The 19310-nt window shown below is 55.5% G+C and carries 20 protein-coding genes and 1 pseudogene; 12 read left to right on the forward strand and 9 right to left on the reverse strand.

Annotated elements, in window-relative coordinates; genetic code table 11:
• The first annotated feature begins 15 nt into the window (after positions 1–15).
• Positions 16–1404 (forward strand): MocR-like pyridoxine biosynthesis transcription factor PdxR, encoded by a 1389-nt coding sequence (gene pdxR, locus LA04_RS11610; RefSeq protein WP_047651655.1) that lies wholly within the window; start codon positions 16–18, stop codon positions 1402–1404.
• 40 nt (positions 1405–1444) lie between these two features.
• On the opposite strand, the gene LA04_RS11615 is transcribed toward pdxR, so the two are convergent.
• Positions 1445–1606, reverse strand: a complete 162-nt coding sequence (locus LA04_RS11615) for a DUF1127 domain-containing protein (RefSeq protein WP_047651656.1) — start codon at positions 1604–1606, stop codon at positions 1445–1447.
• A gap of 176 nt (positions 1607–1782) precedes the next feature.
• Here LA04_RS11615 and LA04_RS11620 point away from each other — a divergent pair, with 176 nt between their 5' ends.
• The gene (locus tag LA04_RS11620) at positions 1783–3198 is read left to right on the forward strand and encodes an aminotransferase-like domain-containing protein (RefSeq protein ID WP_047651657.1); all 1416 of its coding nucleotides are present in this window, start codon (positions 1783–1785) and stop codon (positions 3196–3198) included.
• A gap of 98 nt (positions 3199–3296) precedes the next feature.
• Here LA04_RS11620 and foxA read toward each other — a convergent pair whose 3' ends face one another.
• Both foxA and LA04_RS11630 read right to left on the reverse strand, forming a co-directional pair.
• Entirely contained in the window at positions 3297–5387 is a 2091-nt protein-coding gene (foxA, locus tag LA04_RS11625; RefSeq protein ID WP_047651658.1) for a ferrioxamine B receptor FoxA, read from the reverse strand.
• Between the two features lie 139 nt (positions 5388–5526).
• A pseudogene (locus tag LA04_RS11630) lies at positions 5527–6481 on the reverse strand (helix-turn-helix transcriptional regulator).
• A 258-nt stretch (positions 6482–6739) separates the two neighbouring features.
• On the opposite strand from LA04_RS11630, the gene LA04_RS11635 reads away from it, so the two are divergent.
• Positions 6740–6925 carry a hypothetical protein gene (locus LA04_RS11635; RefSeq protein ID WP_042717348.1) on the forward strand — a complete coding sequence of 62 codons (186 nt, stop codon included), beginning with the start codon at positions 6740–6742 and terminating at the stop codon, positions 6923–6925.
• 38 nt (positions 6926–6963) lie between these two features.
• Here LA04_RS11635 and LA04_RS11640 read toward each other — a convergent pair whose 3' ends face one another.
• A complete protein-coding gene (locus LA04_RS11640) occupies positions 6964–8085 on the reverse strand; it encodes a ribosomal protein uL16 3-hydroxylase (RefSeq protein WP_047651661.1) in 1122 nt (373 codons plus the stop codon).
• 135 nt (positions 8086–8220) lie between these two features.
• Positions 8221–8823: an ATP-dependent Clp protease proteolytic subunit gene (locus LA04_RS11645; protein WP_008501342.1), complete on the reverse strand. Its 603-nt coding sequence runs from the start codon at positions 8821–8823 to the stop codon at positions 8221–8223.
• An 88-nt stretch (positions 8824–8911) separates the two neighbouring features.
• Here LA04_RS11645 and LA04_RS11650 point away from each other — a divergent pair, with 88 nt between their 5' ends.
• Positions 8912–9307: a VOC family protein gene (locus LA04_RS11650; protein ID WP_047651662.1), complete on the forward strand. Its 396-nt coding sequence runs from the start codon at positions 8912–8914 to the stop codon at positions 9305–9307.
• A 124-nt stretch (positions 9308–9431) separates the two neighbouring features.
• A complete protein-coding gene (locus LA04_RS25000; RefSeq protein WP_047651663.1) occupies positions 9432–10679 on the forward strand; it encodes a hypothetical protein in 1248 nt (415 codons plus the stop codon).
• Positions 10680–10720: 41 nt separating this feature from the next.
• On the opposite strand, the gene LA04_RS11660 is transcribed toward LA04_RS25000, so the two are convergent.
• Both LA04_RS11660 and LA04_RS11665 read right to left on the reverse strand, forming a co-directional pair.
• Entirely contained in the window at positions 10721–12115 is a 1395-nt protein-coding gene (locus LA04_RS11660; RefSeq protein WP_047651664.1) for an MFS transporter, read from the reverse strand.
• Positions 12116–12165: 50 nt separating this feature from the next.
• A complete protein-coding gene (locus LA04_RS11665) occupies positions 12166–13254 on the reverse strand; it encodes a cellulase family glycosylhydrolase (protein WP_047651665.1) in 1089 nt (362 codons plus the stop codon).
• A gap of 185 nt (positions 13255–13439) precedes the next feature.
• Between LA04_RS11665 and LA04_RS11670 the strand changes: the two genes are divergently transcribed.
• Positions 13440–14447: a LacI family DNA-binding transcriptional regulator gene (locus tag LA04_RS11670; RefSeq protein ID WP_047651666.1), complete on the forward strand. Its 1008-nt coding sequence runs from the start codon at positions 13440–13442 to the stop codon at positions 14445–14447.
• Here LA04_RS11670 and fosA read toward each other — a convergent pair.
• Positions 14433–14858, reverse strand: coding sequence for a FosA/FosA2 family fosfomycin resistance glutathione transferase (gene fosA, locus LA04_RS11675; RefSeq protein WP_047651667.1), 426 nt, complete (start codon positions 14856–14858; stop codon positions 14433–14435). The genes LA04_RS11670 and fosA overlap by 15 nt on opposite strands.
• A 199-nt stretch (positions 14859–15057) precedes the next feature.
• Between fosA and trpS the strand changes: the two genes are divergently transcribed.
• The 5 genes from trpS to LA04_RS11700 all read left to right on the forward strand — a co-directional run bounded on the left by trpS (position 15058) and on the right by LA04_RS11700 (position 18228).
• Entirely contained in the window at positions 15058–16059 is a 1002-nt protein-coding gene (gene trpS, locus LA04_RS11680) for a tryptophan--tRNA ligase (RefSeq protein WP_047651668.1), read from the forward strand.
• Positions 16060–16244: 185 nt separating this feature from the next.
• Complete coding sequence (locus LA04_RS11685; RefSeq protein ID WP_047651669.1) at positions 16245–16928, forward strand: hypothetical protein; 684 nt, start codon at positions 16245–16247, stop codon at positions 16926–16928.
• Entirely contained in the window at positions 16921–17268 is a 348-nt protein-coding gene (locus tag LA04_RS11690; RefSeq protein WP_047651670.1) for a hypothetical protein, read from the forward strand. Before LA04_RS11685 ends, LA04_RS11690 begins: the two co-directional genes overlap by 8 nt.
• A gap of 2 nt (positions 17269–17270) precedes the next feature.
• Complete coding sequence (locus tag LA04_RS11695; RefSeq protein WP_047651671.1) at positions 17271–17750, forward strand: Hcp family type VI secretion system effector; 480 nt, start codon at positions 17271–17273, stop codon at positions 17748–17750.
• Positions 17751–17862: 112 nt separating this feature from the next.
• Positions 17863–18228, forward strand: a complete 366-nt coding sequence (locus tag LA04_RS11700) for a hypothetical protein (protein WP_442854767.1) — start codon at positions 17863–17865, stop codon at positions 18226–18228.
• Between the two features lie 89 nt (positions 18229–18317).
• Here LA04_RS11700 and LA04_RS24135 read toward each other — a convergent pair whose 3' ends face one another.
• The gene (locus tag LA04_RS24135) at positions 18318–18791 is read right to left on the reverse strand and encodes a SymE family type I addiction module toxin (protein ID WP_081957691.1); all 474 of its coding nucleotides are present in this window, start codon (positions 18789–18791) and stop codon (positions 18318–18320) included.
• A 371-nt stretch (positions 18792–19162) separates the two neighbouring features.
• Here LA04_RS24135 and LA04_RS23540 point away from each other — a divergent pair.
• A partial coding sequence (locus tag LA04_RS23540) for a transposase (RefSeq protein WP_152594368.1) occupies positions 19163–19310 on the forward strand: 148 nt, incomplete at its 3' end.

Below are 19310 nucleotides of genomic sequence, written 5' to 3' on the forward strand. Positions count from 1 at the left end.
GAAATGAGGTAGGACATGAAGCCGGGCTATCACGAGATTTATTCCCGCTATCGCGACAACATCACGCGCGGCGTGCTGAAGCCGGGCGACAGGGTGCCCGCCATCCGCGTGCTGGCGGAAGAGCTGAAGGTGGCGCGTAAAACCGTCGAAACTGCGTATGCCATTCTGACGGGGGAAGGGTATCTGGTGAGCCAGGGCGCTCGCGGCACGCGGGTGAATCCGGATCTTCTGCTGCCCGCGCAGAACGCCTCCGCGGAACAGCCCACCGGCACGCTCCCGGCATCGCTCATCAGCCAGCGGGAACGAGCTGGGTTTCTGCGTCCCGGCATCCCTGCCCTCGACAGCTTTCCGTATAAAAAATGGCTGCTGCTGGCAGGCCAGGCGACGCGCGCCATGCGTCAGGAGGAGATGCTCAACCCGCCGGTGCTGGGCTGGTATCCGCTGCGCCAGGCCATCGCCAGCTATCTCAACATCTCGCGCGGGCTCTCCTGCAGCGCCGAGCAGGTGCTGATCACCAGCGGCTACAGCGGCAGCCTGCGGTTGATCCTCGACACGCTTGCCAGCCGCAGCGACAAGGTGGTGTTTGAAGATCCGGGCTATTTTATGGGCCAGCAGCTGCTCAAGCGGATCGTGTCGCGCCTGCACACGGTACCGGTCGATCGCTGCGGTATCGACACGGAATACCTGCTCCGTTACCACCGCGATGCGCGTTTTGCCATCGTCACCCCGTCGCACCAGAGCCCGCTGGCGGTCACCCTCTCGCTGCCGCGCAAGCAGCAGCTGCTCGACTGGGCCAGCCAGAACGAGGCATGGATCATTGAAGACGATTACGACGGGGAGTTTCACTACACCCGCAAGGTGCTGCCGTCGCTGAAAAGCCTGGACCAGCACGACCGGGTGATTTTTATGGGCACCTTCAGTAAAACCATCATGCCGTCGCTGCGCATGGGCTACGTGGTGTTGCCCGCCAGCACCGTCGGGGCCTTTACCGACTGCGCGGACATTACCACCAGCGGCCAGCCGGTGCTGACGCAAAAGATCCTCACCGCGTTTCTCAACGAAGGGCATTTTTTCCGTCACCTGAAAAAGATGCGCGCGCTGTATCAGACCCGCCGCGACTGGATGATTGCCGCCCTGCGCGAGGTGTATGGCGATCTGTTTTTCACCGAGCAAAACGACGGCGGGATGCATATCGTGGCGTTCCTGACCAAAAGCAGCGGTGACCGGGAAGTGGCGCGCTGCTGGCAGGAACAGCAGCTGCAGGTCAATGCGCTTTCGGAGTGGTATCGTGGTTCGGGCAAACGCTACGGGCTGGTGATGGGTTATAACAACGTGCGGTCGTATGAAGAGGCGGTGGAGTTGCTGGAAAGGCCGAAGCGGCAGACGCTTGCGCTGTTGAGCTGAAATCGCCGGGTGCGCTACGCTCGCCCGGCGATGACGTGGCTCATACATCATTCCGCGACAACCCAACGTCCTTGAGCTGCTCGTCGCTCATCCGGCTCAGGATGCGGCGGGTGCGGTTGATGCGATACCAGTTGCAGATCGTTTTGCCGATCCAGACAAACACGACAAACGGACGTTTTGAACGATTTTCGTAGAATTCCATGATGCTCTCCTCGCTGTGCCAGTGGGGTTATCATCCTGGAAATCGACCTGTGCAATACAGACTCAAAAACACCTTTTGTTTAACATACAGATCCGCTAAAACAGTATCTGCATGCCAATTTTTACGGCAATCTGTACTGGTTTTACAATCTGTATGGTGAAAACAAAGGATACAGCATGACGCGCTACCAACATCTGGCCAATCTTCTGGCGGAACGCATTCAACAAGGTCTGTATCGCAGCGGCGAACGTCTGCCGTCGGTGCGCACGCTGAGCCAGGAGCACGGCGTGAGCATCAGCACCATACAGCAGGCCTATCAGATCCTTGAAAATCTCCAGCTGATCACCCCTCAGCCACGCTCCGGCTATTTTGTCTCACAGCGCAAGGCCCAGCCGCCGGTTCCGGCCATGACGCGCCCGGTGCAGCGCCCCGTGGACGTTACCCAGTGGGATGAGGTGATGATGCTGCTGGACGCTCGTGCCGACAAAGAGATGATCTCCTTTGGCGGCGGTTCGCCGGATATTAACCAGCCGAGCCTGAAGCCCCTGTGGCGCGAGATGAGCCGCATCGCGCAGCATAACCCTGGCGAAATGCTGAGCTATGACGTGCTCGACGGCCGCCTGGAGCTGCGCGAGCAGATCGCCCGCCTGATGCTGGACGGCGGCTCGACCGTGGCAGCGAACGAGATTGTCATCACCAACGGCTGCCATGGCGCGCTGTCGATTGCCCTGCTCTCGGTGTGCAAGCCGGGAGATATCGTGGCGGTGGAGTCGCCGTCGTTTCACGGCACCATGCAGATGCTGCGCGGGTTTGACATCAAGGCGATTGAAATTCCTACCGATCCCGAGACCGGGATCAGCATCGAGGCGTTAGAGCTGGCGCTGGAGCAGTGGCCGATCAAGGCCGTTATCCTGGTGCCCAACTGCAATAACCCGCTCGGGTTTATCATGCCGGAAGCGCGGAAAAAGCAGGTGCTGGCCCTCGCCCAGCGGCACGATATCGTGATTGTTGAGGATGATATTTACGGCGAGCTGGCGGCGGAGTATCCGCGCCCGCGCACCATTCATTCGATGGATATCGACGGACGCGTGATCCTCTGCAGCTCGTTTACCAAAACCGTGGCGCCGGGCCTGCGCGTCGGCTGGATTGTGCCAGGACGCTACTACGACCGGGTGATGCACATGAAATACGCCGCCGGTGGGTTTAACGTGCCGGGCACGCAGATGGCGGTGGCGGCGTTTATTCGCGACGGCCATTACCATCGCCACGTGCGTCGTATGCGTCAGATTTATCAGCAGAATATGGAAACCTACACCTGCTGGGTGCGGCAGTATTTTCCGGCAGAGATTTGCGTCACGCGCCCGCAGGGCAGCTTCCTGCTATGGATTGAGCTGCCGGAAAACGTGGATATGGTGTGCGTCAGCAAGCAGCTGTGTCGGCTGAAGATTCAGGCCGCGGCCGGGTCGCTGTTTTCCGCCTCCGGGAAGTACCGCAACTGTCTGCGGATCAACGTGGCGCTGCCGCCAACGGACAAAAATCGCGAGGCGCTGAAGAAGATGGGTGAAGCGATTGTGATTGCGATGGAGGAGTAGTGCGTTTTTTTGCCGGGTGGCGGCTTCGCCTTACCCGGCCTACATCTTATCGCCCGTAGGCCCGGTAAGCGAAGCGCCACCGGGCGCTGGCTAACGGCTCAGAACTTCCACGAAACGCTGCCCAAGATGCTGCGTTCTGCGCCAAAGTAGCAGTAGGAAAGCGAGTTACACGCCGCCACGTACCGCTTGTCCGTCAGGTTGTTGACGTTCAGCTGCGCGCTGACCCCCATCAGCCCAATCTTTGACAGGTCGTACCCCACCACCATATCAATCAGCGTATACGACGGCAGCGTATGGGTGTTCTGACGATCGCTGGTGACGCCGTTCACATAGCGTACGCCCGAACCCACGGTCAGGCCGTCAAGCGGACCCGTTTTGACGTCGTAGCTCAACCAGGCGCTGGCCATGTTACGCGGGGCATAAACCGCGCGTTTTCCCTGCTCTTCCGGGCTACTTTTCTTATAGCGAATGTCGGTATAGGTATACGCGGCCTGCATGCGCAGGCTGTCCGTCAACTGTCCAATCGCTTCCAGCTCAACCCCTTCGGACTCAATTTCGCCGATCGAACGGTACGGATCGGTTGGCTCCTCCTTGGTGGCGATGTTCTTCTGATTGATACGGAACACCGAGGCGCTGAACTGGCTGTTCATCCCCTCAGGCTCATATTTCACCCCGGCTTCCCACTGCTTGCCCTTCATCGGCTCCAGGATATTGCCCTGCTCGTCTGCAAAGCTGGTCGGCGTAAAGGCGGTTGAGTAGCTCACGTAGGGTGCCACGCCGTTATCAAACAGATACAGCAGCGCCGCGCGACTGCTGACGTTGTGCTTATCCAGATCGCTGCGGGTATGGTTAAAGCTGTCGATATTCGACACGCTGACCCGGTCGTAACGCCCGCCTAGCGTCAGACGCCAGCGATCCAGGGACATCTGATCCTGCAGGTAATACCCCGTCTGGCGCAGCTTGTGCTTTTCCTGGCTGTACTGCGTAATGTAATCCGGCTTCGCGCCGTAGACCGGATTGAAGGCGTCGATCGGCGGAAATCCGCCGTAATAACCCGTCACGTTATTCGTGCGATCCTGGTAATCCATCCCGATCAGCACGCGGTGGTTCACCGCCCAGGTGTCAAAGCTGCCGTCGATCTGGTTATCCAGCGTGATGGCATTCATCTTCTCGTCGGATCCCGAATAGCCGCGGTTAAGCTCGGTTTCATTCAGCCAGCCTGCGGCATAAACCTGGTTCAATTCCACTTTGGTATGCGCATAGCGCAGCTTCTGACGCACCGACCAGCCGCTGTCAAACATGTGCTCAATGTTGTAGCCCACCATGTTTTCACGACGATCGTATTTGTCATAATCATCCTCGCCCTCAAAGAAGGTGTTGGAGATTTTCTTGCCGTAGTGCGGTACGACAGTCCCTTCATACGGCAGGCCCGAGTGGCTGCCGCCTTCCGGATCGCGGTGCAGATAGGCCATCAGTTCCAGACGGGTATTGTCAGTGATGCGCCAGGTCAGGCTCGGCATCAGCGCGTAACGCTCTTCCTTCAGCGGATCGAATTGGGAATCGGCGTAGCGGGTCATCCCGCTGAGGCGCACCGCCACGCGGTCGTTATCGTCAACCGCACCGGTGACGTCGAACATCGCCCCGCGCTGGTTATTGTTCCCGGCGAACAGCTTGATCTCCCCGCCCGGATCGAACGACGGTTTACGGGACGTAAGAGCCACAATCCCACCCGGCGATGAGCGCCCGTACAGCACGGAGGCCGGGCCGCGCACCACTTCTACGCTCTCAAGGAACCAAGGATCGATCACCAGCGAGCTGTGGGAGTTGGTGTCTCCCATCATCTTCAGGCCATCGAGATAGATGTTATCCAGGCTGCCGTCGGAGAAGCCGCGCAGCACGATATAGTCGAAGCGGTTTGAGGCACCGATCTGATTACTGTAGACCCCCGGCATGTAGCTCACCGCCTGACGCACGCTGGTTGCGCCCTGCTCCTCGAACTGCTCGCGCGTGACGATAGAGACCGACTGCGGGGTTTCGATATCAGGGGTTTCAAGCTTAGTGGCCGCAGACTGCATTTGCGACGTCACCACCACGGTATCCGTTTTTTGGGCATCCTGCGCCAGCGCAGGAAAAACGACACTTCCGGTAACCCATCCCACCAGCAGTGCCAGACGCGTTTTAGCAAACATAACTCTCTCCAGAGATAATTCTTATTGTTAATAAGAATTATTACCTTTTTGAGAGAGCAAACGGCTATGCGTGCCGCCAGGTTACCTATGCGCGATGACAAACCGCACGGGAAGCGTTAGCAGGAAAGGGAAAAGTGCATTACTGCGTTTTACGTACCTCACCGGGCGAAATACCGTAGCGGCGACGATATGCGGTAGAGAAATTTGTGGCATGCTGGTAGCCGCACATCCACGCCGCCTGCTGTACGCTATAGCCTTCCAGCAGATAGCGCCGGGCCAGCGCGAGACGACAGTCGCGGAGATAATCAAACAGCGTGCAGCCATAGCGCTGGCGGAACTTGCTGCGCAGGCTGCTTTGGCTCATTGCCGCGAGGGCGGCTAGCTCGGCAAGGGAGTGATTCTGTTCAGGCGACTGTTCCAGCATGCACCGTACGCGTTCCAGACGCGCATGCTCCGGTCGACAGGGACGGTGTTGCTGGTACTGATTCAGGCCATGGCCAAGCAGCTGATACATCAGCCCCTCTAGCAGCAGTCTGCGTGATAACGCGCATACGCCCTGCTGCTGTGCATGCTGAATGCCGGAGAGCACGAATCCGGGAACGTGCCAGACAACGGCAGGCGCATTCCGGCTTTGCCACTCCAGCAGCAATGTTTCCAGCAGGCTTTCACGCCTGGCGTCATTGGGGTACACGCCAAACGAGAGCGTCTTCAGGGTACTGTCCGCATCGTGCCGCGCGCTCATAATCTGCTCTTCACTGAGGCAGGCGCTGAAGGCCATACCCGACCCGCACGACATACTCGTTACCGCGGAGCGTTAGCGTGACGCACCCTTCCAGCACGACCAGCATATAGAGCGGGCTGCTGTGGCGAGAGGTCGTTTCGTAAGGTTGTAACACGCGAACGTCGGAGTGGGTCAGGGAAACGCCCGAGGAGAGCGTCATCTCTTCCACGTCCCCCTGGAGAACGGGACTGCGGGTGGCTACTGCATCTTTTAGCTGGGGAAAACGATAGTCGATGCCATAGCGCTCGCCGAATAGCTGAAAATCCTCAACAAAAAACAGGCGTTTCGCTGATGTATTTTCACTCTGGAGCATAATGCCACGCCTGCATGGGGAAAAGGACAGGTCAAACAGTACCATTCACAGGGGATGGCGGCAATCTCTGGGCTTAACGGGATTATGCACCCGTATAAGTCGAAAGATTATTACTGCCCATAAGGAAGAAAATATCCCCTTTTCATTTTCGTACCCGTTGAAAATGAGAGAAATAAAAAATTAAGAATGAGATGAATTATTACCGGATGGTTATTTCTCTTTCATAATTAAATTAACGCAACCAACGAGGAGGTATTTATGACGATTCGCAATAATCGGACAGAAATTTCACTGGCTCTTGGTGAAGCGGTATTAGACATCGTCCAGAAAGGCCATGAAGTGTCGCGAGCAAATCTGGCGCAGGCGATGAAAATAAAAGCTGAAAAAGAGCGCGATGACGAACGACTTCTGAACTACTGGAAGGCGTGTAATATGCTGGTCTAAACGAGGCGGCGTTGAGCCTCACTCAACGCCGCCCTCCACTACTCGTCGAAGTACCAGTATCCCTGGTTAATCAGCCCGGTGAGCTCCTCAACAAACGCCGGGTTATTCAGCGCATCGCCCAGCTCAGCCTGGCCGAGTTCGGTGTAGCGGCACAGCGCATCCGCCGCCTTCGCGTCTATCGTCTCCAGCTGTTCGCTGTTGATGAAGAAGCTGCCGTTAACGTTCAGCACGCGCAGGCCGCTCAGGCGAGACAACGTTTCGCCGCCCTGCAGCGCGTCCAGCACCTCTTCCGGCGCGTACGGCGGCTCGGCGGCGGCGATATCCAGCTCGTGGCGCGGCGTCGAAACAAAGCTGCCGAACCACTTCGTGAAATCATCAGGCTTGCCGATCATGTCGATCATCATCTGACGAATGCGATCGAGCTCGTACTGCTCCACGCGGCCCGGGTGTTCGCGACAGGTCAGATCCGGATCGCTGTAGTGCTCGCCGCCTAGATCGTTTTCCAGCGCGTAATCGGCGAAGCTGCTGATCAGATCGCGACCGTTCGGCCCGCGGAAACCGACGGAGTAGTTGAGCGCCGTCTCATGGGTAAAGCCGTCGTGCGGGAATCCAGGCGGGATGTAGAGGATATCGCCCGGGGCCAGATCTTCGTCGATGATCGGATCAAACGGATCGACATGCAGCAGCGCCGGATGCGGGCAGAACTGACGCATCGGCAGCTTGTCGCCCACGCGCCAGCGGCGGCTGCCCATCCCCTGAATGATAAACACGTCGTACTGGTCGATATGCGGACCCACGCCGCCGCCCGGCACGGAGAAGGAGATCATCAGGTCATCCAGACGCCAGTCCGGCAGAACGCGGAACGGACGCACCAGCTCCGCCGCGGGCATATGCCAGTGGTTCACCGCCTGCGCCAGCAGCGACCAGCCGGTTTCGCCCAGATCGTCAAAGTGCTCAAACGGCCCGTTGCTGGCCTGCCATTTGCCGTTGAAATGGCTCACCAGACGGCTATCGACTTCCGGCTCCATCGCCAGCCCTGCCAGCTCGTCCGGGGTAATCGGGTCGACAAAGTTCGGGAAGGCATTTTTCAGCACTACGGGTTGTTTTTGCCAGTATTTCTCAAGAAATTCCGGCCAGTTCAGGTTCAGTTGATACGCCATGGGTAGCACCAGTGAGAGGGGAAACAGGCGCGATTATAGGCAAGAAGGCGGAGGGGGAACTTGTCATGGGTCAAACGAGGGCGTGTAGGTCGGGTAAGGCGAAGCCGCCACCCGACTCAAACACGCCGCGAAAACTTAATCCAGCTTCAGCTCGTCATAATGGGTAATCAGTTTGCCCACGATGCCGTAGTCCAGCGCTTCTGCCGGAGACATCCAGAAGTTGCGATCGGTGTCTTTTTTCACTTTTTCCAGCGGCTGGCCGGTCGCGTCGGCGATCAGCTTGTTCACGCGATCCAGCATGCGGATGATCTCGCGCGCTTCGATCTCAATATCCGTCGCCTGACCGCGCACGCCGCCCAGCGGCTGGTGGATCATAAAGCGGGTATTTGGCAGCGAGTAGCGGTGCTCTTTCTTCGCCGCCAGGAAGATGGTGATCCCGGCGCTCGCCACCCAGCCGGTGCCGATGACGTGCACTTCCGGGCGAATGAACTTGATGAAGTCGTGGATGGTATCGCCCGCTTCCACGTGGCCGCCCTGGCTGTTGATGTACAGCTTGATCGGATCGTTGCTGACGCTTTGCAGCAGGATCATCTGGGTGATGACCTTCTGCGCCAGCTCCTGGTTGATCTCACCGGAGATCACAATCGAACGGGACTCCAGCAGTTTTTGCTGCAGAGCGCCCGCGCCGTTTGACCCTTCCGCTTTATCCTTGTCGCTTTCTTTCAGTGTGTAGTGCATTGTTATGTCCTCAGCTTGTAGCGCTCAAAACCAGAGTGTAGCCTGTTTTACCGGTGAAAGTCCTCACAGACAAATAACGAGAGAGCTTATGAATATTGCCCATGTCGCACTCTGGACCCGCAGCCTGAACGCGCAGGTTCAGTTCTGGGAAACGGTGTTTGGTGGCCGCAGTAACGAACGCTACGTCAGTAAAAATCGTCCCGGTTTCGAATCACACTTTATTACGCTGGATAACGGGCCGACCATCGAGCTGATGACGCTGCCGGATCTGCCGGATGCTCCTGCCCACCCGGAGTTTATCGGCTGGGCGCATATCGCCATAAATGTGGGCAGCAAAGCAACGGTGGACAGCATGGCGGAGCAGGCTCGCTCAGCGGGTACGTTACTCGGCGCACCGCGCATGACCGGAGATGGATTTTATGAAGCGGTCATTGCAGATCCGGACGGAAACCGGATTGAGCTTGTGGGTGAGTCCACCGGTTAAGCGATCGTCACTGTTCTGTACAGCGCAGAAAGGAAACGCCCTCGATTTTTATCACATATTTTGGGGGCTGGAAATTAAGGCTTATCACGTCTTATGATGCCCCTAAACAAAGGGGGCATCCAGGATGAAGGCCGATTTTCTAAAAATCATTAACCGTAAATTTTTCATTGCCATTATAACCTCGTCCACTTTCGTGACAGGGTGTACATTTAGCGTCATATGGTTCTATCTCGCTAACATTGATCGGCTGGATATACTTTATGATGCGCTGAGCGTGACTAGCGCCCTCGGCATTATATTTGGTTTCACTCTGCTTTCCCTGTTCGGCTTTAGTATCGTTATATTTATTTCGTCTTTCTTACTGTATTTAATCTTCTTATCGAATGAACAATCCTTAAAGCATTATGAAGGTTTACCCTCACGACTCGCGAATGTGAGTCTGGTAAATAGCATCATGATTTGCATCGTGTTTATCAGTAGCATGAGTGTTTATTATTTTCTTAACTGGAACGGACCTGGCGTTACAATAGTGGCAATCGGTCTGCTTCTGTTAACGACATGGAGTATGTCGAGATGGCAAATTTTCACCCCTGCGTATGTTAAAATTGATGACACGCTGGAAAAGAAATACCTTAAAACATGGCCGATTAAGTTCGGGTTACCTGCGTTATTGCTCATTCCTGCGTGTGTTCAAGTCCTCCCTCTTCTGTTCGTGACCAACCAGCTTGATTTTAACAGTGAAACGAGCATGCTCGCGCAATTAGCCATTTTCACCGGACTGTCAGTGGTCCTGGCCGTGGTCGGCATTTTCCCTGGGATGATCCTCGTAAGTGAACAGAAAAACATCATCCAGATGATAACGACAATAGTGATTGTCATTCCGGCCCTGGTGTTTCTGATGACGATTTTCTTTAGACCCACTCCGAACTTGATTATCAACATGACCCTCAATCTTTCAGGCATCAGTGACTGGCGTACTCACCAGTATTACATCGAGACACAGACGCATCCACACGCCATGTTTGACGGAGCAACGTGGAACACCCGTTACTATAAAGATATCCCGTCAAGATTTTTTATCACTGGGGTAAATATCTTTTCACTGGGTAATATACAGCTCATATGCCCAGACCAGATTAACGCAGCAAGATCGGCAAGTCTGAAAACAACGGCGGATGATTTCGAGGCTTATGATCTCCGTATTAAAGCGCTGAAGCGAACAGCCATGAAATGTATCCCATTCAAAAAAGAACAGATCCATCAATGGGATTCACCGATCTCCGAACCTGTATTTTATCAAAAAGTAAAATCGACAAGCAGTAATAGCATTCTGGATCTCCTGAAGGAGATTAAACCGCCGCACGCATCGTAATGTCAGAGGCCAGACACCTGCCAGGCCGGTGTCTGGCAGCATTAATTTACCTGCATAGGACGAAGGCCCTGCTCTTCGCTACCCCGCTCCCCTTCCGTAATCAACCTGCGCGCCGCCAGCAGCCGACAAATCTCCGCGTGCTTCTCCTCGGTAAAGGTAAAGCGCGACATAAAGCCCATTCGGATCAGCGACCCTATCGCTGGCAGCAGACAAATCCCGAAGAACAGCCCCGACAGCACGCCTTCGCTCTGGATTTGCGCCTGCGGCACGTAGCCGATCATCGTCAGAAACACGCCGATTAACCCGCCGCCCACCGCCACCGACATCTTGCCGGTAAAGGTCTGCCCGGAGAAGGTGATCGCCGCGCAGCGCTTGTGGGTGTGGTACTCCGCGTACTCGATGGTGTCGGCAATCATCGACGAGGTGAGGATGTTGGTCATCATCACGAACAGCGTGCTCAGGCCGAGCAGAATAAACAGCATCGTCACCTGCTGATACCCGACAAACCACATCACCACGCGCACCGCCACGTCCAGCCCGCAGAGGATCATAAACAGCTTCCGCTTCTGCATCCGCCTCGTCAGCATCGGGGCGACCAGGCACAGCACCGCCGCCACAATCCCCATCACGCCAATCGCCATCTGCAGGCTGCCGTCGCCCAGATTGTTGATAAAGAAGTAGATATAGAGCCCGCCCGCCACGTTGTGAAACACGCAGAAGAAGAACGACAGCAGGACGATAAACAGCGGCTTGTTCTGGCGCAGGTTGTGGAAGGTATCGCGAATGGTCACCTTTTCCGGACTCGGCGGCACGCGCTCTTTGATCTGCATAAAGCCGTTTAGCATCAGCGGCAGGCCCACCAGCATCATCACCAGCGCCGCCATAAAGTAGCCTTTGTCATTGCTGTACTGGGCGAAGTAGGCCGCCAGCTTCGGGAAGAAGATGTTGGCGCAGGCAATCCCGGCGTTCACCCCGAGCATCGCCGCCGTCACCGCGCGGGTGCGCTGCCCGGAGTCGTTGGTCATCACCGACGACATCGACCAGAACGGGATATCGGAGATGGCGTACAGCGTCCCCCACAGGATGTAGGTCACCCCGGCGTAGAGGATTTTGGTGGTCATATCCGCTTCAATTTTATAGAACGACAGCAGCGTGACGCCGGTGATCAACAGCGGTGCGATCAGCAAAAAGTGGCGAAATTTGCCGAACCGGCTGTTAATGGTGTCCATAATGCTGGCAAACAGCGGATCGTGAACCGCGTCCCACGCGCGGGCAATCAGGAAGATGGTGCTCGCCGCCAGCGCCGAGATCCCCAGCACGTCGGTGTAAAAATAGTTAATAAACGAACCCACTAAACCAAAGCTAAAACACTGACCTAAACCATAGCCAAAGTAAGACCACAACTCGCGAGACGGTATTTTCATTGTCGTTGCCATTGTTATATGCCTGCCTGGTTGCCCGGCGGTGGTCCGCCGGGTCGATATTATTAGCCCTTAACTTTCGGGGCGATCTTGCGCAGCTGCTGCATTAATGCGATTTCACGGCGCGAGAACGGAATGCCGTTCTCCTCGAACACGTCGTGGAACCAGAGGCGGCAGTAGTCCGTGGACTCTTTCATCACCACCGGCCACGGCAGCCACGTCTGGGTTTTGCCGCGCACCAGTCCCCACTGGTACGGCGCGACCTTCGCCGCGTACATCAGCGGAAGCTGCTCTTCGATGGTGCTGCCCACGTGGCGCGCCAGCCATTCGGTGCAGAATAGCGGGCGACCGAGCTTTTGCAGCTGCTGGATAATCGCCGTCATGCGGCCGGTGTGGGTGTAGGCGTGGAAGCTCACCACGTCCGAGAGCGCCAGCGCGGTCTGGTCCAGCGGATGCTGGAAGAACGTCTCGCCCTCCTCTTCCGGCGGCAGGCGCCACGCGCAGACGGTGAGCGGCTGGGTTGGATCTTCTTCTCGCACCCACTGGAATGCGAGCTTCATCAGCGCGTGGGCGCAGGTCTCCAGCTTCGCGTCGTACTGCACCTCCTGCGTGCCGGTCGCGAAAATGCCGCGGTTACCCGGCTCGTTATAGAGATCCCACAGCAGCACGCGCTTATCGTCGCGGAACTGACGGACAACGTCGCGGATATAGCGTTCAATGTCTGCCCAGCAGTCGGGATCGCACACCCTGTCGCGCCCCGGGCTCGCCGCCGCCTGGCTGTTGTGCTTGCCCGGCACGGGTGGCTTTTGCGGGCCGAGATACGGCTCGTCGCCGGAGAAGCCGCAGTCGTCCATCAGGGTCAGCATGGTGCTGAACCCGCGATCGTCGGCAATCGTCAAAAAGCGGTCGATGCGCGCCATCAGCCCGTCGCGGTCGTGCTCCCAGACGATAAACGGCAGGTTGATGCGCAGGGTGTTGTAGCCCGCCTCCGCCGCCCAGCCCAGCTCGCGCTCGATGGTGGCGGCATCGAAGGTCTCTTCCTGCCAGATATCGGTCCAGTTCACCGCCGTCGACGGCAGATAGTTAAACCCGCACAGCCAGCCCTTTTGCTCGTACCACGCCTGTGCCTGCTCCCTGCTCCACTGCTCTTTCATTACGCGTCCTCTTACTGATAATATTTAGCTAATAAATATTAGTTGCAGGATAAATGCGCAAATCACGGCGTTGAGAAAAGCGATGCCCCTCACAAAGTTCACGCTTCGATGAATGAGAAACGTGATCGACGGCGCTAAAGCGTGCGGTTAGGGTATGATGCGAAGTCGCGAAAGGGAGAGGACGGATGAAGCGAAAAACGAAAGTGACGATGAACGATATTGCGCGGGCGGCAGGGGTGTCGCAGGCGACGGTATCGCTGGTGCTTAACCAGTCCCGCAACATCAAGCTCAGCGACGACACCCGCCAGCGGGTGATTAATGTGGCCACCGAGCTCGGCTACGACCGCCTCCCCGCCGTTCACGCCCCGCGCAACCAGGAAGAGATCGCCCTGCTGGTGAGCTCCATTCAGAGCTTCGACCCGTTTATCGACGCCATCAGCCAGGCGCGGGAGGCCGCGTGGCGCAATGAGACGTTGCTCACCGTCTACGACTACGGCGACGACATCGAGCTGGCGCTAAACATCATCCGCCAGCTGGAGAAGCGCAACTGCATCGGGATTATCCTCGCCTCCCCGGTCACCACGCTGGTGGACCTGACGGCGTTTCAGGACTGCACCCGCATCCCGCTGGTGCTGCTCAACCAGCGCGACCCCGGCTCGCCGCTGCTGCCGTCGTTTATCCCGGACGACTACGCCAACGCCTTCCAGGTGACTAAACACCTCATCGCCTGCGGGGCCACGCGCATCGCCCACATCACCGGCGAGAGCTGGATGGAGGCCTCGCGCCAGCGTCTGGCGGGCTACCAGGCCGCGCTGCAGCAGGCCGGACTCGCGTGCGACGACGACCTGGTGCGGCAGACCAACTGGCAGTTCAGCGAGTCCTTTACCGCAACCACGTCCCTGCTGGAACTGGCCGAGCGCCCGGACGCCATCTTCTGCGCCAGCGACTGGCTGGCGATTGGCTGCTATCAGGCTCTGGCGGTGAACGGCGTGCGCATCCCGCATGACATGCTGCTGGCGGGCTACGACGACCAGAAGATCTCCGAGCAGCTCACCCCGCCGCTGACCAGCATCCAGCTGCCCTACAGCGAGCTGGGACGGCTGGCGGTGGAGTACCTGTGCAATCAGGAAGATGCCGCCACGCACGTGACGCTGGCGGGCAGGCTGAAGGTGCGCGCCTCAAGCCTCGTCTGAGCTAAACACCATGCCCGCATAGGGCTTCTCGCGACACGCCGCCAGCCGCGCGGCGAGGCTGCCCACGTGCAGCTCCAGCTTGTGCCCGTCCGGGTCGAGAAAATAGAACGACGCTCCCTCGCTTTTGTTCTGCTTCCAGACGGTGACGCCCGCCTGCTCAAGCCTTTGCGAGAACGGTTCAAAATCCGCTTCCGCCACGGTAAAGGCGTAGTGGGTATAGTCGCTCTCCTGCGGCGGCACGTACCGGCGCGCCTCGTCGTAAGACAGGCAGACCCACAGATCGCCGCAGGTGAGATAGGCCCCGGTATTCCAGCGGGCGTGCAGGGTCAGCCCCAGCAGCTCGTGCCAGAAGGTGACGCTTTTTTGCAGGTCGCTGACCGCGAGGGTCAGATGGTTGAGAGATTGCAGCATGACGTGCCCTTTTGTTTTTCGCGCCGGACGTGATACGGTAAAGAGATGAACATAAACCACGCCGTGCTCACCGTAAACCGCTGGTGGCTGCCTTCTTAAAGGCGGCACGGAGTAGTTTTCCCCATTTTCAGATAGCCGCCGAAAGGCGGCTTTCACATTTCTAAGACCCCTTTCGGCAACTGCCCATTAAGGAGTCTTTATGAACGCACCCACCATCCTCACCGGCGATCGCCCAACCGGCCCGCTGCACCTCGGTCACTTCGTCGGATCGCTGCGCCAGCGCGTGGCACTGCAGCAGACGCACAGCCAGTTTGTGCTGATTGCCGACCTGCAGGGGCTGACCGACAACGGCAGCAACCCGCAAAAAATTCGCGACAACATCCCCGAAGTGCTGGCCGACTACCTCGCCGCGGGCATCGACCCGAACCTGACCACCATCTGCCTGCAGTCCGCCCTGCCCGCCCTCGCCGAGCTGACGATGCTGTATATGAACATCGTGACCGTCGCCCGCGTGGAGCGTAACCCGACGGTGAAAAACGAGATTGCGCAGAAGGGCTTCGCCCGCTCGCTGCCGGTCGGGTTTATGGCCTACCCCATCAGCCAGGCGGCGGACATCACCGCGTTTAAGGCCGAGTGCGTGCCCGTCGGCGACGACCAGCTGCCGATGATTGAGCAGACCAACGAGATTGTGCACAAGATGAACAGCCTGCTGCCCGCCCCGGTGCTGCGCCACTGCAAGGCGATGCTGAGCGACACCAGCCGCCTGCCCGGCATCGACGGCAGCGCCAAGATGTCGAAATCGCTGGGCAACACGCTGCACCTTTCTGCCAGCGAAGAGACCATTCACCGTGCGGTCAGCGCCATGTACACCGACCCGAACCACCTGAAGGTGAGCGACCCGGGGCAGATTGAGGGGAACGTGGTGTTTACGTACCTCGACGCGTTTCATCCGGACAAGGAGAAAGTGGCGGCGATGAAGGCGCACTATCAGGCGGGCGGGCTGGGTGACCGGGCGTGCAAGAACGAGCTGGAGGCGTGCCTGCAGGAGCTGATTGCGCCGATGCGGGAGCGGAGGGCGATGTACATGCGGGATAAGAGTGAGCTGATGGCGATGCTGAAGCGCGGGACCGAACGGGCCCAGGGGGTGACGCAAGAGACGTTGAGGGAGGTGAAGGTTGGGCTGGGGGTGCCGGTGTTTTGATGAAGTGAGTTGATTGAGATTGAGCGGTGGAGTGCGTGGGATAGGCACGAAGCCGCGTATTATCTCATTTAGAAAATATTAATGCCGTTAATAATTCTTAATCTATCGTTTAGATAAAATAAATTGCTTTAATCGCATAAATATCACATTGATATTATCCTTTATAATACAATTAAAGGGATACTATGGCTGATGTAGAAGATATAGCCCGAAGGCTATGCAACATAATCGCTTCTCCTGATACAGTTACTGGGCTTATAAATGGAGGGCTATCTGTACCGTTAGATTATGGATATCTGGTTTATGGTATCTTTGACACGGATACCAGGTATGCTCGTGAAACTCAAAGAATACGAATGTTCACTGCCATAAAAAACGACATCTTGAATTATGAGAATATATTCAACGCTGTAAAAATTATATTTAAAGAATTTAATAGGTATTTAACTGAAGCGGAGCAAGATAAATTATACAGAACTGTAACAACTTCAATTGCAGGTAGAATATCAACAAATATTATTGCATCAACTATCGCGAAGCATGTCATTGAAAGAACGTCTTTTACGTTTGTTGTTTTTAAAGGGAAAGACAACCCAATCACGGCACTGAGCACACTCCTTTTGTTTGGGGGAATGGCTGAACGATCAATTAGAACATCTAACAAACTCAAATCAGATGCACCGGAGGTATATGAACTTCTGAGACACAGAGACTATGACCTACTTTATTTTCTGTTCGCTGATGCCGTCCAACCCTTTGTAGATGCTATCCATGCAGGTTATTCCGAAGGAAAGCCTGTATTTAATCAAATCATAAAAAAAGTTAATGAAAAACTAAATACACACACTACGGCAGGTGTGTATGAATAAGTTTATCATCCCAATTATAAACCTGCTTCTTTGCTCATATTTAGTTTTAGCCTATACCCTTAGCTGGGTTGAATTCGAAACCTGGCATGATAAAACAATCGCCTTTTGCATCATTACCATAAGCGCTTACATTATTTCATTAGTAATGAATAAATTACTGCCAGGAAAGATATATATTTTTGGCGGGTTCCTGGATGTGTTATCAGGCCCCTTACTGATCATCGGTGCATTTGCTTGTATAGCTGTCCTTGAACCATGGCCTCTGAAACTTATTGGCTTATTCATATGGGTCGTGGCGATGTTGCGCCTACCTTCTTTTGTAAACATAGATAAGGAATAATCATGTCAAATCCAGCATATCTTTGGTTAACCGATGTTAATGGATCACCAGTCGTAGGAGGTTCGATGGTGTTCGGTCGGTTAGGCGCTATTGAATTAAAGGCGGTCGCTCATCACCTCACCATTCCTGTGAGTGGAAATACAGGCCGACTGACAGGCACCCGTGTACATACACCGATTGCCGTTCAGAAAGAGTTTGATAAAACAACACCGGTTCTCATTAGGGCACTGTGTGAAAACCAAACACTAAAATCGGCTACGATAAAAATGTATCAAATTGATGATGCAGGAATCGAGAGAGAATATTTCAACATTATCCTGGAAAATGTAAAAATCACGGGTATTACGCCAAATCTGTTCCCGGGTTCTGGAACAGGAACGCATACAGAGACGATCGAATTAAGATATGAGGCAATCACCTGGAAACACTGTGACGGAAATATAGTTTACAGAGATGCATGGAATCATATGGCAATAGCATGAACTGACTTTAAAATTTCTCGGGCCGAGGTAACGTTGTGCTGGTCGGTCCGACCAAGCGGAGCACCACCGGAAAGCGCTGACGATTATTTCCACCGCTTTAAAGGAGAGGATCATGATGGAACCCACTCTCTCTCAAGTCATTGAGGTTGTTCGAAACTCCTCAGGTGAACATCGTAAACCTATCGATAGCAATACGTTGATTGAGGCCGATTTGCATATTTGCGGTATCGACGGCGAAGACCTACTAGAAGACTGCGAAGAAGCGTTTGGCGTTAAACTTGCTACGGAAGAAGATGGCTACAGGAAAACGTTCTCTCTCGCGGAGAACGAGTATCTGTTTACGGGTGAAGGCATAGACTTTTTTGGCATCTGTCGATTTATCCGCTGGGTACGTGGCATACCCGAACCTGTTATATGTGATTTAACCGTCGGCGAACTTCACGCTGCGCTGGTTAACGCGGTGAAAGAGCAAGGTTAAGCACGATTGATTTTTACTTAAAACGGGCATGGGATGACATGCCCGTATCGTTTTATTGCTTCAAGGATTACATAAGGTGGGAAGCACGGTTACTCCGACATCGCCTGGCCTGTTCCACGCTTAACAGCCGGTATATCGCCTGTATCATTTAGCGCTCCCGGAAACGTCTTCAGCCACAGCGCGACTTTCTGCTTATTAATATTCACCACGCTCATACCCTCCAGGCATCCCCATAGCTCTCTTGTATGCTGCGGCGTAATCACAATGCAGTCTTTCATGGCGCGGATTTTTACGGGCATACCGTTGATAAAGCCCGCGCGGGTTAACCAATCGCCGCCCAGCAGAAGGTATTTCATGTCTATGCGCGCATACAGTTCGCAGCAGGCTGCACTGTCCTGCGGCGTTTCCGCGCGGGGATGGACGGGCGCCGTGTTGGGCTGGTTGCCGTGCAGTCGGCGGGCGCTGTTTTTGCGTACCAGCTCGCGGTTTTCAATCATGCCGGTGAAAGCGTCTGATTCTGTTTTGCAAACAGTAAACTCTGGCTTAAAATTCGTCGCAGCCATTTTCAACTCCTTGTAAGTTGTTTGTGGTTAGCGGTATGGGGGTGTTGCAGCACCTTCATATCGCGAATTCTCTCTTTAAATATTCCTTTGCCGTTCGGCGTAATTTCTGGTGCCCATTATACAGGGCTGAATATAAATACAGCGGTTTTAGGTGGGGGAAATTTGGAATTTGCGAGGGGGATTCAGGAAATAGAGCTCTGTGCGGTAAGGTCATATTTTTGTTGATTGCGGATTGATTGGTCTGGGTTTTGCGAGCATCATCGCAATTATTTTGGACTGACCCCGCCCCGGTAGACGATCCTGCCCTATAGTTGGACTGACCCCGCCCCGGTAGACGATCCTGCCCTATAGTTTGAGCATAGGAGGAGCGTATGGGCACACCACGATTTACACCTGAATTTAAGGAAGAAGCCGTCCGTCAGATAACAGAACGCGGTTATTCCGTTGCCGAAGTATCCGACCGTCTGGGCGTTTCTGCACACAGCCTCTACAAGTGGCTACGGGCTATCAAACCTGATA

This window comes from Enterobacter sp. UCD-UG_FMILLET (genome assembly GCF_000762975.1).
Lineage (GTDB): Bacteria > Pseudomonadota > Gammaproteobacteria > Enterobacterales > Enterobacteriaceae > Enterobacter > Enterobacter dykesii.